Source organism: Burkholderia mayonis, from assembly GCF_001523745.2.
Lineage (GTDB): Bacteria > Pseudomonadota > Gammaproteobacteria > Burkholderiales > Burkholderiaceae > Burkholderia > Burkholderia mayonis.
In genome coordinates this window covers 598,111-611,546 of record NZ_CP013387.1, presented here as the reverse complement: position 1 = coordinate 611,546, position 13,436 = coordinate 598,111, and the positions used below count along the sequence as shown (strand labels likewise).

At 65.7% G+C, this 13,436-nt stretch carries 12 protein-coding genes and 3 pseudogenes; 3 read left to right on the top strand and 12 right to left on the bottom strand.

The annotated features are described in order from the left end of the window. Nucleotides 1-214 precede the first annotated feature (214 nt). Nucleotides 215-1,336, top strand: coding sequence for a serine hydrolase (locus tag WS70_RS21310; protein ID WP_203236019.1), 1,122 nt, complete (start codon nucleotides 215-217; stop codon nucleotides 1,334-1,336). Between the two features lie 274 nt (nucleotides 1,337-1,610). Here WS70_RS21310 and WS70_RS21305 read toward each other — a convergent pair whose 3' ends face one another. From WS70_RS21305 to WS70_RS21295, 3 genes and pseudogenes are all read right to left on the bottom strand, one after another. Next, nucleotides 1,611-2,621, bottom strand: coding sequence for a hypothetical protein (locus WS70_RS21305; RefSeq protein ID WP_059468863.1), 1,011 nt, complete (start codon nucleotides 2,619-2,621; stop codon nucleotides 1,611-1,613). A 44-nt stretch (nucleotides 2,622-2,665) separates the two neighbouring features. Next, the gene (locus WS70_RS21300) at nucleotides 2,666-2,998 is read right to left on the bottom strand and encodes a hypothetical protein (RefSeq protein ID WP_159082938.1); all 333 of its coding nucleotides are present in this window, start codon (nucleotides 2,996-2,998) and stop codon (nucleotides 2,666-2,668) included. Nucleotides 2,999-3,065: 67 nt separating this feature from the next. Further along, nucleotides 3,066-3,413, bottom strand: a pseudogene (locus WS70_RS21295) (type 1 glutamine amidotransferase family protein); the annotation flags it as partial. A 6-nt stretch (nucleotides 3,414-3,419) separates the two neighbouring features. On the opposite strand from WS70_RS21295, the pseudogene WS70_RS33680 reads away from it, so the two are divergent. After that, nucleotides 3,420-3,580, top strand: a pseudogene (locus tag WS70_RS33680) (PLP-dependent aminotransferase family protein); the annotation flags it as partial. Between the two features lie 962 nt (nucleotides 3,581-4,542). On the opposite strand, the gene WS70_RS21280 reads toward WS70_RS33680, so the two are convergent. Next, a complete protein-coding gene (locus WS70_RS21280) occupies nucleotides 4,543-4,800 on the bottom strand; it encodes a hypothetical protein (RefSeq protein WP_059468859.1) in 258 nt (85 codons plus the stop codon). Nucleotides 4,801-4,807: 7 nt separating this feature from the next. On the opposite strand from WS70_RS21280, the gene WS70_RS21275 reads away from it, so the two are divergent. Continuing rightward, nucleotides 4,808-5,803 (top strand): pyridoxal phosphate-dependent decarboxylase family protein, encoded by a 996-nt coding sequence (locus WS70_RS21275; RefSeq protein WP_226382931.1) that lies wholly within the window; start codon nucleotides 4,808-4,810, stop codon nucleotides 5,801-5,803. Nucleotides 5,804-5,903: 100 nt separating this feature from the next. Here the strand turns inward: WS70_RS21275 and WS70_RS21270 are convergent, their stop codons facing one another. The 8 genes and pseudogenes from WS70_RS21270 to WS70_RS33895 form a co-directional block, all read right to left on the bottom strand. Further along, nucleotides 5,904-6,533 carry a Rossmann-fold NAD(P)-binding domain-containing protein gene (locus tag WS70_RS21270; RefSeq protein ID WP_059468858.1) on the bottom strand — a complete coding sequence of 210 codons (630 nt, stop codon included), beginning with the start codon at nucleotides 6,531-6,533 and terminating at the stop codon, nucleotides 5,904-5,906. Nucleotides 6,534-6,952: 419 nt separating this feature from the next. Then, nucleotides 6,953-7,483, bottom strand: a complete 531-nt coding sequence (locus tag WS70_RS21265; RefSeq protein WP_082722275.1) for a LysR substrate-binding domain-containing protein — start codon at nucleotides 7,481-7,483, stop codon at nucleotides 6,953-6,955. Between the two features lie 39 nt (nucleotides 7,484-7,522). Further along, a complete protein-coding gene (locus WS70_RS21260) occupies nucleotides 7,523-7,873 on the bottom strand; it encodes a LysR family transcriptional regulator (RefSeq protein ID WP_059597341.1) in 351 nt (116 codons plus the stop codon). Between the two features lie 103 nt (nucleotides 7,874-7,976). Further along, on the bottom strand, nucleotides 7,977-8,411 hold the full coding sequence (locus WS70_RS21255; protein WP_082722273.1) for a DUF3331 domain-containing protein: 435 nt from the start codon (nucleotides 8,409-8,411) through the stop codon (nucleotides 7,977-7,979). A 197-nt stretch (nucleotides 8,412-8,608) separates the two neighbouring features. Continuing rightward, nucleotides 8,609-9,430 (bottom strand): alpha/beta fold hydrolase, encoded by an 822-nt coding sequence (locus tag WS70_RS21250; RefSeq protein WP_059468855.1) that lies wholly within the window; start codon nucleotides 9,428-9,430, stop codon nucleotides 8,609-8,611. 659 nt (nucleotides 9,431-10,089) lie between these two features. Next, nucleotides 10,090-11,526, bottom strand: coding sequence for an alginate export family protein (locus tag WS70_RS21245; protein ID WP_059597339.1), 1,437 nt, complete (start codon nucleotides 11,524-11,526; stop codon nucleotides 10,090-10,092). Further along, a complete protein-coding gene (locus WS70_RS21240) occupies nucleotides 11,523-12,419 on the bottom strand; it encodes a VOC family protein (RefSeq protein ID WP_059597357.1) in 897 nt (298 codons plus the stop codon). The genes WS70_RS21245 and WS70_RS21240 overlap by 4 nt, the downstream gene beginning before the upstream one ends. Before the next feature lie 116 nt (nucleotides 12,420-12,535). Further along, a pseudogene (locus tag WS70_RS33895) lies at nucleotides 12,536-13,041 on the bottom strand (phosphohydrolase); the annotation flags it as partial. Nucleotides 13,042-13,436: the final 395 nt, after the last annotated feature.

Below are 13,436 nucleotides of genomic sequence, written 5' to 3'. Positions count from 1 at the left end.
GACTGCGCGACAACGCGCATCGCCCGGATGCGATACGGCGCAATGGGCACCGCGCGTTCGTTCGGCCGAAAAAATCCTCATCCCGTAAAAATAAAAACGATCGTTTCAAATGAAATAATTTGGATGAGGAATATTTCCTATGTCATTGTAATTGCTAACGTAATGTCCCGTTACTATAATCATTCCAAAGCTCGAATCCAACAATTGGGGCGCCATGAAAGCGACACCGTTTTCCTCGTTGAAAGCGATGTGCGGAACCGTACTTCGTGTCTCGAAGTGGGCGGTGTTGCCGGTTGTCCTCGCCTCCGTACTCGCCGTTCCGTCGTTCGACGCACAGGCGACATCCTCCGTGCCGAAACGGCATCCCGCGGCTTCCGCGTCCATCCGGAAAGCGAGTTTTCATCCGCAAGCGGGCCATGCATCGCTTGCGGGGCACGCTGTCGCCGCGCGCCATCTGAAAGCCGGCCGCTACAGGCTGGCAGGCGGCGTCCGCCGGGTCACGTTCTCGCCGCGCGCGCCGCTGAGCGCCCGCGCGTTCGAGCCGCGCGATACGTCACGGCCGTACGGACTCCGTTCGAACATCGCCTATATGATCGACCAGCATACCGGCGAAACGCTAGTCGACCGGAATTCGCAATCGGTCGTGCCGATTGCGTCGGTGACGAAGCTGATGACCGCGATGGTCGTGCTCGATTCGAAGGCGCCGCTCGAAGAACTGATCGAAGTGACCGACGACGATCGCGATCAGGACAAGTTCACCGGCTCGCGCCTCGCGATCGGCTCGACGCTGAGCCGCGACGACATGCTTCACATCGCGCTGATGGCGTCCGAGAATCGCGCGGCGGCGGCGCTGTCGCGCTACTACCCGGGCGGCCGGCAAGCATTCGTCGACGCGATGAATCGGAAGGCGCGATCGCTCGGCATGATCGATACGCATTTCGAGAATCCAACCGGGTTATCGAAATACAACGTATCGACCGCGCGCGATCTCGCGAAGATGGTCGAGGCGGCTTACCAATATCCGCTGATCCGGCAGTATTCGACCGATCTGAAATACGAGGTCGACACGGGCCGCCGCACGCTCTACTACCACAGCACGAACATCCTGCTGCGCGACGAAGACTGGGACATCGGCGTGCAAAAGACGGGCTATATCAGGGAGTCCGGCATTTGCCTCGTGATGCAGACGACGATCGACGGGCGCGGGGTCGTGATGGTGCTGCTGGATTCGGCCGGGCGTCACGCCGATTTCTTCGACGCGGCGCGGCTGCGCGCGATGCTGACGTCGGGCGGCGCGCACGTGACGGAAGCGAATTCGGCGGCGGGCGGCAACTGAGCCGAAAGGGTTCGGACGACGGCGCACATTCGTTGTCGGCACGACACGCGCGGCGGCGACGTTCGACAAACTCGCGTCGCCACGCGCGCCGCATCGCGCGGCCGCACGACGCCGTGGCCGTACCGCCGTTTGTCGCCGCATGAACTTCGACGATGCTCGATCGTGCCAGGCAGTCGTTTGCGCAGCGCATTCTCATCGCCGCTCTGCAATCCTCATGATCGCTCCCGCGTTCGGCTTCGCGCGGCGGCCATCGGCCGCGCGCCGCTCGTGCGTCTCATGCGCTTGCGATAGGCTCGTCGAACATCGTCTTGAAATGCGCGGCGAACCGGTCGAGCTGATCGGCCGGCAGACGATTGACCCCGGCCGCGCGCTTGCGGCCGCCGCCCGTTTCGAAGCCTCGGCAGAAATCGTCGGCGCCGATCGTGCTGTTCGCCGGGACGCGCACGCTGACGACGTAGCCGCCGTCCGTCCTCGGACTCAGGATCGCCAGCGCACACGCCGGATGGCTTTGCACGACCTCGTTCGCGAGCACGCCGGTCACGCGGCGCGCCCAACTCTCCGACGGCAGCACGAGCATGATCGCGTGCGGCGTCGCCACTTCCGGGCGCACCGCGCGCGCCCGGCGCAGGTCGTCCCGGTATCCGTCGCTCAGCACGCGCAGCACGTCGGTACCGCCGATGAAGTCGAGCGGGTCTGCGAATGGCTGCATCGTTTCCGCCAAGGCAGCCGGATCGAAATGCAGGTCGGCGACGCGCTCGCCGTACGCGTTGTAGTTCAGGCACCGTCCGAGTTGCGCGAGCCGCTCGAGCGCCTCCGGCCCGACGCGATGCGCAAGCGCGAGCGCATGACCGAGCTGCGGCAGCGCATCGCCGAACGCCGCGACGATCGCCCAGCGCGCGTGGCGCCCTTGCAGGTATCGATCGACGATCGCGCTCGTGCAAACGTCCGCGGCGGTATCGATGTACGCATGGAAGTTCGGATGGCCGGGCAGCGCGCCCGCGAAGTGATGATCGAAGTAGCGCAGCCGCGCACCCGCCGCGAGCAGTCGCTCGACGTCCGCGCGGTTCTGGTCGTGCGACACGTCGAGGACCGTGACTTCGTCGCCGGCCGCGGCCGACACGCGAGCCAGCAATCGGATATCGCGCTTGACGCCCGTCACGAGCGTGCCTCCCGGTCCTTCGGCAAGACGCAGCTGCTGCAGTGCGCACAGGCCGTCGGCATCGCCGTTGAATGCGAAGATCCTCGTCGGCGGCGTGCGCCCGGCGCCGCCGGCGTTTTCGTGCATTGCCGCTTGCGGGCCGTGATTTCCGCGACTGGCGATACCGGAATTCAAAATGTGCCTCCACAAAGCAATCGATCGGCGCTCGACGCGTTTCGCCGGAACGAAACGCCGTGCGTGAAGAGCGAACGCCGGCTGTCGCCTCGCGCCGCATGACGCCGGTTGCGCGATGCGTGTTGCGTGACGAATCGCAACGCCACGATTGTATCGTTTCGCCAGCCAACGATCGCATCGGCGACGCATTCGATATCTGACGAGCCAGGGCCGAAGCCAAGCGTTTCACTCCGCTTCGCGCGCCACGCTTCCTCCTTTTTGCCGTCACGCTCGCCGAACGTGAATGTGTCATCCCCGACCGTCACCCGATCCTGGCCAAGGCGGAACACGAACGCGCGCCGCGTGCCGCCGCCGGCACCCGCGGCACCCGGCGCCCGGCGCCCAGCGCCTGCTCGTTCACGCAGCCGCCGACGCTTCCGTCAGAAACGGCGCGACATGCGCCATCGCGCGCGACACGTAATCTTCCTTCTCGCCGACCGGCGCGACGTAATGCAGCGCGCGCTCCGCGGCTTCCCGCCCTTCGAGACGCGCGATGACCCACGCGGCAAGGTAGTGCGACGCAAGACAGCCGCCCGCGGTCGCGACGTTGCCGTTCGCGAAGAACGGCCGGTTCAGCACGTCGACGCCGGCTTCCTGCACCCATGGCTTCGTCGTGAGATCGGTGCACGCCGGCACGCCGTCGAGCAGTCCCAGCTTCGCGAGCACGAGCGTGCCTGAGCATTGCGCCCCCAGCAGTTGCCGCGACGGAGCATGACGTCGTCTCCAGTGAGTGTCGATTGCGACGACGCATCGTATGTCCGAAAATCAATACAATCAAATAATTGTCATGGATACATCGGCACATGGCCCACGCCCGCTACAAACACCTCGTCGACACGCTTGCGGCCGACATCCGCTTGACGCGTATTCCCATTGAGACGGTCGTCGGATCGATTTGCGCCTTTTCCGACGGGGGTCGGAGCCGAGATCGCGTACTCGGCGTTGAATACAACCGGCATGACCGATTACGGCGATTTCGAATCCATGGCCTCCTACCAAAACTCATAGTCGACAAACGGTCGATGACGGACAAAAATTGAACCAGCGACCATAATCAACAATCCATTCCCAATTAGCCAGCACCACAAGATCGCATCGATCTCCGGAATTCCAAAAACATATCGAATATCACGCCTCGACCGATCAAATTTCACGCGTCCATCAAGCCAATCCGGAAAAAACGGGAAATATCACGAGTACAAACATCGTTTACACTGAGTCAAAAAATAACGTCCAATCCAGCCGACTTCAATCCGAATTGCTCCTATGACTCCGACTAGGTGGAAGCAAACAATTCCATCAACCAAAACCTGATCTTCAAACATAACTTAAAATTCATTCCGTTCCCAATCTGCATCTTCTTTTCGCCCGATCAAGACGCGGTCTATCCTTTGATCTGGAGTTATTATGGCCCGACGAGCGGAAATCCTGCCGCAATCAGAGTTGACCCGAGAAAGATCATCATTACGATTTACAATGGAATTCCTTTATTCGGCTACTTCGATCAACAGCTCTCGCACTAGGTTTATTTCAAGACCGGATTTTATAGAGTAACCATCCCCAACCAGGCATGCAGGAGCAGTTGACCGATACTGATTGATCGTTGAGCGCTTGTGACACGGTCAGGCTCGGAAATGCAAGACATGCCGATCACGCTCAAGCCCTGCTCAATCTGAGATCATCGCAACGCGCAATCAATCGCCGCCAAAGAAACGCGTACCGGCCGCAACGGAATGACTTCGCATTCGGCCGCCTGCCGGCGCGTCGCCCCCGACGCGCGACAGACAGCCGGAACGCGCAACTGCGCAGCGTTGCGCTTCATCCGAAGCTGCCATCAACCTGCTACCCGCTCCGACCAGCGTCGCCCCTTCCATGCCGCGCCACCGCAGGCCACGTCAGCGAGCCGCTTGATCGGCCGATCCGCCCCAGCGGCTCGATCGCCTTCAACCTTGCCTTTCTCCTCTCCGGGCTTCACCTCGACGTCCTTCCGGATCGCGCCTTCGTTCTCGTCCGGCTCCGTCCGCCACGCGCGCATCGCGATGAAATCTGCCGTGCCGACACTCGCACACCCTTTACCCGATATTGTGTCCATGCGTCGAATGGCTGACACGTCCGAACGCGCCACGACAAGTCGCTGGCCTCACCCCTCACCGGGACGCTTCGCGCACCTGTCGGTGACGGGAGCGCGTTCATCGCCGCCTGCACGGCGGCACATCGGCGACGACAGATTCGCGTCGACCTTCGTCTATGCGCAGCCCGGCTGTCCCGGCGTTCCGGCGCTCATCGGCGCGATCCGCGCATTGGCCTTAGTATTCCCGTCCGTCGACGTCGCCGCGCTCGAAGCGGCGCTCAGGCGTCTCGACGGCAAGTCCGCGATCGTCGTCGCGAACGCGGGCACCGTGAACACGGTCGACTACGACACGCTGCCGGCCATCGCCGCGCTCAAGGCGCGCTATCCGTTCTGGCCGCACGCCGACGCGGCGTTCGGCGCGTTCGGCGCGTTCGGCGCGTTCACCGCGCTGTCGCCGGAGCACGCGTCGCTCACGCGCGGCCTCGTCGACGCCGACTCGATCTGCATCGACCTCCACAAATGGCTGAACGTGCCCTACGACGCCGCGGTGCAGTTCAGCCGCCGTCGCGACCTGCAGGTGCGCGTGTTCCAGAACAGCGCCGCGTATCTCGGCGTCCCCGCCGGCGATCCGGACTTCGTCCATCTGATGCCGGAAAATTCGCGGCGGCTGCGCGCGCTGTCGACGTGGTTCGCACTCGCCGCGTGCGGCCGAGACGGGCACGCGGAGATCGTCCGCCGCAACATCGCGCTTGCGCGCCGGCTCGGCCGCCTGATCGACGCACAGCCCGGCCTGACGCTCCTTGCTCCGACGCGGCTCAACGTCGTGTGCTTCACGCTCGCAGAGCAGCCCGACGAGGCCCGCGTCAACGCGTACATGCGCGCGGTGCGCGACCTCGGCGACGCGTTCATCACGACGACGGTCTATGCGGGCACCTGGGGGCTGCGCGCGGCGTTCAGCAATTGGCGCACGGACGAGGACGACGTCGACCGGGTGTTCCGGTCGCTGGTTAGCGCGCTGGGTTAAATCGCGAATGCAGCGCGCGGGCGCGGCGCACGATGCCGAGAACCCGACTGACGTGCCACATGTCTTCGCTGACGGCACCCGCAGCGGGCGGGCGCAGCCGTCAGGTCAGACGATCGGACGCAACGACATGCATGCCCGGCGCCGGATTCAGCGCCGCCTCGATCAGCGCGCGGGCAATCCGGGGCGCCGGATTGAGCCGCCAGCCGCGCGGCAGCAGCGGTCCGAACAGCGTCAGCGCGCACACCGCGGCGCGTTCGCCGAGGCGAAACTCGTCACGGTGCCCGCCGATCAGGCCCGGCCGCACCGCCGTCAGCGAAGCGAACCCGAGACCGGCCAGATCCCGCTCCAGTTCGCCCTTCACGCGGCTGTAGAAGAAGCGCGACGCTGCGTCCGCGCCGGCGGCCGAGTTGAGCACGTAAGTCGGCGTACCGTGGCGCCGGGCGATGCGCGCGACGGCAAACGGATAGTCGTGGTCGACCCGCCGGAACGCCGATTGGGAGCCGGCCACCCGCATCGTCGTGCCGAGCGTGCAGATCACTGCGTCCGCGCGCCACCACGGCGCGTCCTCGGGCAGGTGATCGAAGTCGGCGCGTGGAGCCTGTAGCTTCGGATGCGCAGGCAACGCGCGGCGAGCGAGCGCGACCACACTGTCGACGCGTGGCTCGGCAAGCGCCAGGTCGAGCACGTGGCGGCCGACGAGTCCGGTCGATCCGACGAGAAGCAGCTTCATCCTGATTTCCTCGGAGTGGGTGATGCTCCAGATACTCGAACGGCGCTATCGGAATGCGCTTTTCCGAGTCGCACTCGATTCACGCGCCGCGGTGGAGCGATGCGCGACGTGACAGGCTGAGGCGAGCCGGCCGACTCGCCGCCGGCTTGATAGGGCGATTCGAATTCTACAGCGTAGCCGGGCTGCGCCCGCGAATCCGCGGCAAGGCGGCTCGCCTCGCCGCCCTTGAGTCCGAACAGGTGCCGAAGGCCGAGTCGGCGAATGATCGATCGTCACGCCCGGCGTCACATGAGAAGCGCAGCGATGAAAACACAGCGGCGCGTCGAGCGACGGAAACGCCGCCCGCCTCGGCGGACCGCGGCTTGCATGGGGCCGCGCTTACGCAACGCCCCCCGAGCGCGTCGCAGAACGCAAGCCGCTCAGCCCTCGCCGGACTGCTGCAGCGCTTCCTGCTTCTCGAACACACCGCTCAGCCAGTCGATGAAGACGCGCACCTTGTGCGGCAGATTGCGATTTGGCAAATAGAGGATCGACACCGGCCTCGCGGGTTCGTCGAACCGGCTCAGCACGCGTTGGAGCGCGCCCGTCTTCAGATGCGGATCGACAAGATAGCGCGATGTCTTCCCCAATCCGAGACCCGCCAGTACGGATGCGACATAGGCGTCCGCATCATTGACCGATACGATGCCCTTCATCGCGACGGTCTTCGGCTCGCCGCCATCCATGAAGCACCACGGCCGGGTCTTTCCGGTATTCATCGACGTATAGTTCACGCCGACGTGCCGATCGAGCGCGTCGAGCGTCTCCGGCACGCCATATCGTTCGAGATACGCCGGCGTCGCGCACGTGCACGGCGCCATCGTGCCGATGCGGCGTGCGACGAGCCCCGAATCCTCCAGCGCGCCGACCCGTACCCCGCAATCGACGGCTTCGCCGACGAGGTCGACCAGCCGGTCCGTCAGGCCGATCTCGACCTGAATCTCCGGATACTACGCGGCGAATGCCGGCAGTGCCGGAATCACGATCGACTTGCCCATCGCGGGCGGCACGTTGACCTTGACGCGGCCCCGGGGCGTCACTTTCGCATGCGACAGCGACGCCTCGACGTCGTCGATCTCGTTCAGCACGTTGATGCAGCGCTCGTAGTACGTCCGGCCGTCGTCGGTCAGCGCGATGCGCCGCGTCGTGCGATTCAGCAGCCGGCAGCCGAGGCGGATTTCGAGCGTCTGGATCAGCCGCGACACCGTCGGCGTCCCGAGGCCGGTCAGATCGCCCGCCCGTGCGAAACCGCCCGCCTCGACGACGCGCGCAAACACTCTCATCGCCTGCAGCGTATCCATCCACTCTCCCGCTCTCATTCTCGTCGTTGCGGCCGCACGGCCGCGAAATCGCATGGCGGCGCCGCATCGGCGCGGCGGCGCGTCCGCGCGGGGGACTGGCTCGTCACGACTGTGAATCGAGCGCTGCGGCCAGAATCGCCTGATCGGCGTTGGCCGGAATGTTCCCGCGCGTGTACTTCGGCCGATAGATCGCGTCGCCCGATTCGATCGTCGAGCCGGACAACGCGCAGGTGCAGCGCCGGCGCGCGACGCCTTTCGTCCAAATCTGCTCGCCGTAGTTCGCGGAAGCCGGATCGCACCACGAGACCTCGATCGAGCTTCCCGTCCGCCGCTCCCAATGGCGGACCGCCGGCACGCGCGACGTCGGCGGCCGCGCGGCGCTCGTCGGCGGCGCGATCGGATCGGGCGGCCCCGTATCGCATCGGTTCGCACGCGCGAACGAATACGCCGCGCGCGCAGCGGACTCGCGATACCAGCAGGCGGCAAGCAACGTGGTCAGGACGCGTTGCCACCGATCGGCGTCAGTGGAATCCATCATCAAGACCTCCTTCAAAGCCGGCGCACATGCGACGCCCACGCCAGCCGGACTCGCCGGCCCGCTCGCCGACTGCCTGCCCGCCCGGCGCGGGCGCGCGACCGCGCGGCGTCGCGCGCCGCCCGCGTCGCGTGAGCTCGCGCCCAGCTTCGCGACGACGCGTGCGCGGCGTCGAACCGCTGCGAATGCCGATATCGCCTTTACGATTCGAGAAACGCGAGCAGATCCGCGTTGACCTGATCCGCGTGCGTGACGCAGATGCCATGCGAGCCGCCGGGGTACACCTTCAGCGTCGCGTGCTCGACGATCTTCGCGGACAGGCGCGCGGACGCGTCGATCGGCACCATCTGGTCGTCGTCGCCGTGCAGGATCAGCGTCGGCACGTCGATCTTCTTCAGGTCTTCCGTGTAATCCACTTCGGAGAACTCGCGGATGCATGCGTACTGGCCAAGAATCCCGCCCGTCATCCCTTGCGCCCAGAACGCGTCGATCGTGCCTTGCGACACCTTCGCTTCCGGCCGGTTGAAGCCGAAGAAAGGCAGCGCGACGTCGCGATAGAACTGCGAGCGGTTGTCGACGACGCCCTTGCGGATGCCGTCGAATACCTCCATCGGCAGGCCGCCCGGATTCGTAGCCGTCTTCAGCATGATCGGCGGCACCGCGCCGATCAGCACGGCCTTCGCGACGCGCTGCGTGCCGTGACGGCCGATGTAGTGCGCGACTTCGCCGCCGCCCGTCGAATGCCCGACGAGCGTCGCCTCGCGCAGGTCGAGCGCGTCGAGCAGTGCGGCGAGGTCGTCCGCGTAGGTATCCATGTCGTTGCCCGTGGCCGGCTGGCCGGAACGGCCGTGGCCGCGGCGATCGTGCGCGATGACGCGAAAGCCGTGCTGCGCGAGGAACAGCATCTGCGCGTCCCACGCATCCGCGTTCAGCGGCCAGCCGTGCGAGAACACGACCGGACGTCCCGTGCCCCAATCCTTGTAGAAGATTCGCGTACCGTCTTTCGTCGTGATCGTGTCCATCTGAGTGCGCTCCTGGTGAGTAGTGAGGTGACGGACGCACGATGCGATGCGCTCCGATCGAACAACAGGCCATTCAACGCGGCGACATGTGCCGCGGCACCTTCGCTCGACGCCGTGCGGCAGTGTCGAGCGCAATTCGTGCTGCAATCCGCAATGAACCGAAACCGCGGTCGCCGCGCGTTCGTACGCCGCAAGCAGCGTGCTTTGTGCGATGACGAGACGCATCGAGTGTCCGACGCGCCTCGACCGATGCTCGCTTCGCTTCGAACGGACATTCGCTCGAAGCGACACGCGGCATGGCGCGCGGCGCGGCCCGCCGCGCCCGGCGGCTTCGCCTCGATCGCTTTTACGCGGACGTCGCAACGTTCGCCGCGCAGATTAATGCGCGGCACGCGCGCCGTACTTAAGCAAACCTGAATTTTCATGATTCAGCGACCGGGCGAGTACCGCATACGTGAACGCCGATGCTCGACATCGCATCGCCGACGCCGACGCCGAACGACGCGATCACGTCGCCCGGAGTGAAGCATAGTTCGGCATTTCGAAATCTCAACGACCTCTTGTTCGCCCCGCATGATCGAGCAGGCTGATTTTCGTCGCGCCGGCCCGGCATGCAGTCAAGACAACGTGATGACTTTCGCGCGACGCCGCCGGCGCGGCTACCAGCCGAATTTCAACTCCGCGCCGACATAATCCGCATTGCGCCCGCCCGCCGCGCGAATCGCATCGCCCACCTGGAAGTGCACCATCTCGAGCGCCGCCGCCAGATTCGCCGTCACCGCCCAATCGGCGCGCAGCTGCGTGTAGAAGCCGGTCCACTTGCCGCCCCGGCCCGCCGTGCCGGGCACGGGCGACGCGCCTTGCGCGTAGACCGCGTCCGCCGTCGTCGCGCGCCACTGCAACCCGACCGCCGCGAGCAGCGTGAGCGTGTTGCTCGGCTTGAACGTAAGCGACGGCTTCACGTGAATCAGGTTCGTGTAGCCGGTATAGCCGGCGAGCGCGAAGTAGTAGCCGTTCGGAAACAGCGGATTGAACGTCTCGATCCGGCCGTCGTGCGGATGCCGGTCGCCCGACGCCGCGTCGACCTGCAAGCCGACTCGCGGCGTCCAGCGCATGTCAGCGAACGTATAGCCGGCGAGCGAGCCCACCGCCCATGCTTCGATGCGCTGCGCGCCGACGTGCCCCGACTGATACATGCCCTCGACATCCCAGTCGACGTTCTGCTTCTTGCCCGCGTACCGGAGATCGAACACGTCCCGGTGCTCGGCGCCCGCGCCGTCGAGAAACTGCGCCTGCGTCCGGTTGTACCGCGAGTAATACGCGGACAGGTCGCCTGGCCCCACGCCCTGACGCTCGACGCGCACGCCGCTGAACGTGAGGTTGCGGTTCGACACATCGTCGAACGCTTCGTCGTCGCGGTACTGAACGGGCTGCGTCGCATAGCCGATGAAGCGCCACGGCCCCGCTTCCCAGTCTGCCCATATGCCGTCAAACGCCTGGCGCACGTTCGGGCCGTCGCGCACCGACACGAAGCGCTGTAAATCGAACGCCATCTCCTGACGGCCGATCCGCGCCTTGAACACGCCGGGCCCGATCGCGTCGGAATAGGTCACGAACGCTTGACGCAGATCCAGGCGATTGCGATCGACGGGGCCGACGCTGTCCTTGTCGAACGTGCGCGCGTCCTCGATCTGCACGAACACCTGGATGTGTCCGGCGAGGCGCAAATCGGCATGCACCTGCGCGCGTTGCAGCACATAGGTGTCGCCGCGCGCCCGACCGATGCCGAAGAGCGGCGCGTCGTTCACTTCGAGCCGCTCGCGCAGCACCGCGCCGAGCGACAGATACGAATCGCTGCGGCCGAAGAGCGGCACGTACTTCAGCGAGTCGAGCGGCCGGCGCGGCACGCATGGATCCGCGAGCGCCGACCAGTCTTCCTGCCAGCGGTTGAACAGGATCGCCGGACGCGTCTTCGTGCACGACGCGTCCGACGACGCCGGCGCCGCTGCGGGCGCATCCGCCGCGTGCGCGCGGGCCGCGGCGAGCAGCGACATCAACGCCCAGCAGCAAAGCGAGGAAGCACGGCGCATCGTCATTTGGCGTCGTGCACTTCGGCGATGTAGCCGCCGGGGAACGCGAGCATCGCGGTGCGTCCGGCTTGCTGCGTGCGATACGGCCGGACCAGCACCTTGACGCCCGCCGCCTGCGCCTTCTCGAGCGTCGCATCGAGATCGTCGACCGCATAGCCCGTGGTTTCACGGCCGTACGGGAACGGCAGCTTGCCGTCGGTCACGAACGCGGCGACCCGGCCGAACGCCGATTCGATCACGATCTTGCGCATCTCCGTGCCCGGCCGGCCGATCGCGCCGCCGTCTTCATGGCGGTTGTCAGAGACGACCTTGCCGTGCGAGAACCGAACCCAGCGCTTGACGAAATGATCGGCTTCGTCTGGCGACAGATAGACCCGATTGTCGGGAACCGTCGCGAGCGCCGCGTAAGACGGCGCCTTCCGATGCCAGTAGAGCTGCATCATCACGCCGCCCGGCCAGCGGATCACCGCGTCCCGGCCGATCGGATCGTCGAACGAGTCGACGACGATGTCCGCGCCGGCCGAGCGCGCCGCCTTCACGGCGTCGTCCATATCCGTCACCAGATAGCCCGTCCGCTCGTCGCCAAACGGATAGGGAATCGGCGTCTTGAACCCGAACACCGACAGCATGCCCACCGGCGTCTGCACGTACTGCGACAGCGTCTCGCTCGGCGCCGGCGTGACCGTGAGCGTCACGCGCGGCGACGCTTTCCCGCCGAACGTCGCGACGATACTGTTGACGAACGCGTCCAGATCGGATACCGCGACGTAGACGTGCGTCGTATCGTACTGCGGCCCGACGGCAACCGACGGCGCCGACGCGGTCGCGCGAGCGGATTCGGCCGCGGCGCTCGCATCCGCATCCGCGAAAGCCGCGGGCATCTGCGCCATGCCGAGCATCAAGGCGGCCAGCAAGGCCGAACGTACTCCGAAGCGTCGTGTTTGCATGCTTGATCCCGTGAGTGGTGAAGTGATCGAAGTGCCGCGTCGACGCGCGCTGCGCGTCCGCGCGGCGTTCAGTCCGGCCAGTCGGAGCCGAGGACGAGTCCGCAGAAGTTCAGCCGGCGATAGTTCGGGTCCCAGCGATCGAGCACGTCCGCGTTGACCGTGCCGAATGTCGTGTGCGGCCGGTGCGCCATCCCGAGCACATACGCTTCGAGGATGCTTTCCTTGAAGCCCGGATCGCGCGGGTACGCGCGAACGATCGCATCGCGCGCGCCCGGATCGAAGGTCGCGTAGCCGAGGCCGCGCACGTCCATCTGCACGCCGGCGTGCATCAGCGCGACGAGCGGCGACTTGTGCTCCGCGATGCCCGGCGTCGTTGCAATGCGATCGCGTCCCACACGTCGGCGGCGTCGGCTTCGTTCGCGCCGTGCCGACGCAGGAAATCGCGCGCGGCGTCGGCGCCGTCGATCTCGAACCGGCGCGCCGAATGCCGATGCTCGACTTGCAATCCGGCGTTATGGAACAGCGCGGCGACATAGAGCAGGTCCGCGTTGCACGCGATCCGGTCGCGCCGCCCGACACCCGACACCCGACACCCGACACCTGACACCTGACACCTGACACCTGACACCTGACACCCGACGCACGCCGCCACGCTTGCCATCGTTTTCGACGTTGCCCGCGACGCCTCCCGAATGACTTCGCGCCAATGAAGCCGGCAAGCCGGCTGACCAACGACATGGTCAAAGCGTAGCGACGCGGCCGTTAAAAGGCATGGTCGAAAGCTTAAAAAAGCTGAAGATAGGCAGCGAGCGCGGTGCGAAATGCCGTTGACGACGGTGGCGGCGATCTTGCGGCATCGATTGCCCGTGCAGGCCGACCAGCTCCTTTTTCGTGCCTCTGCCTCTGCCTCTGCCTCTGCCTCTGCCTCTGCCTCTGCCTCTGCCTCTGCCTCCTGCTTCGGCTTCGGCT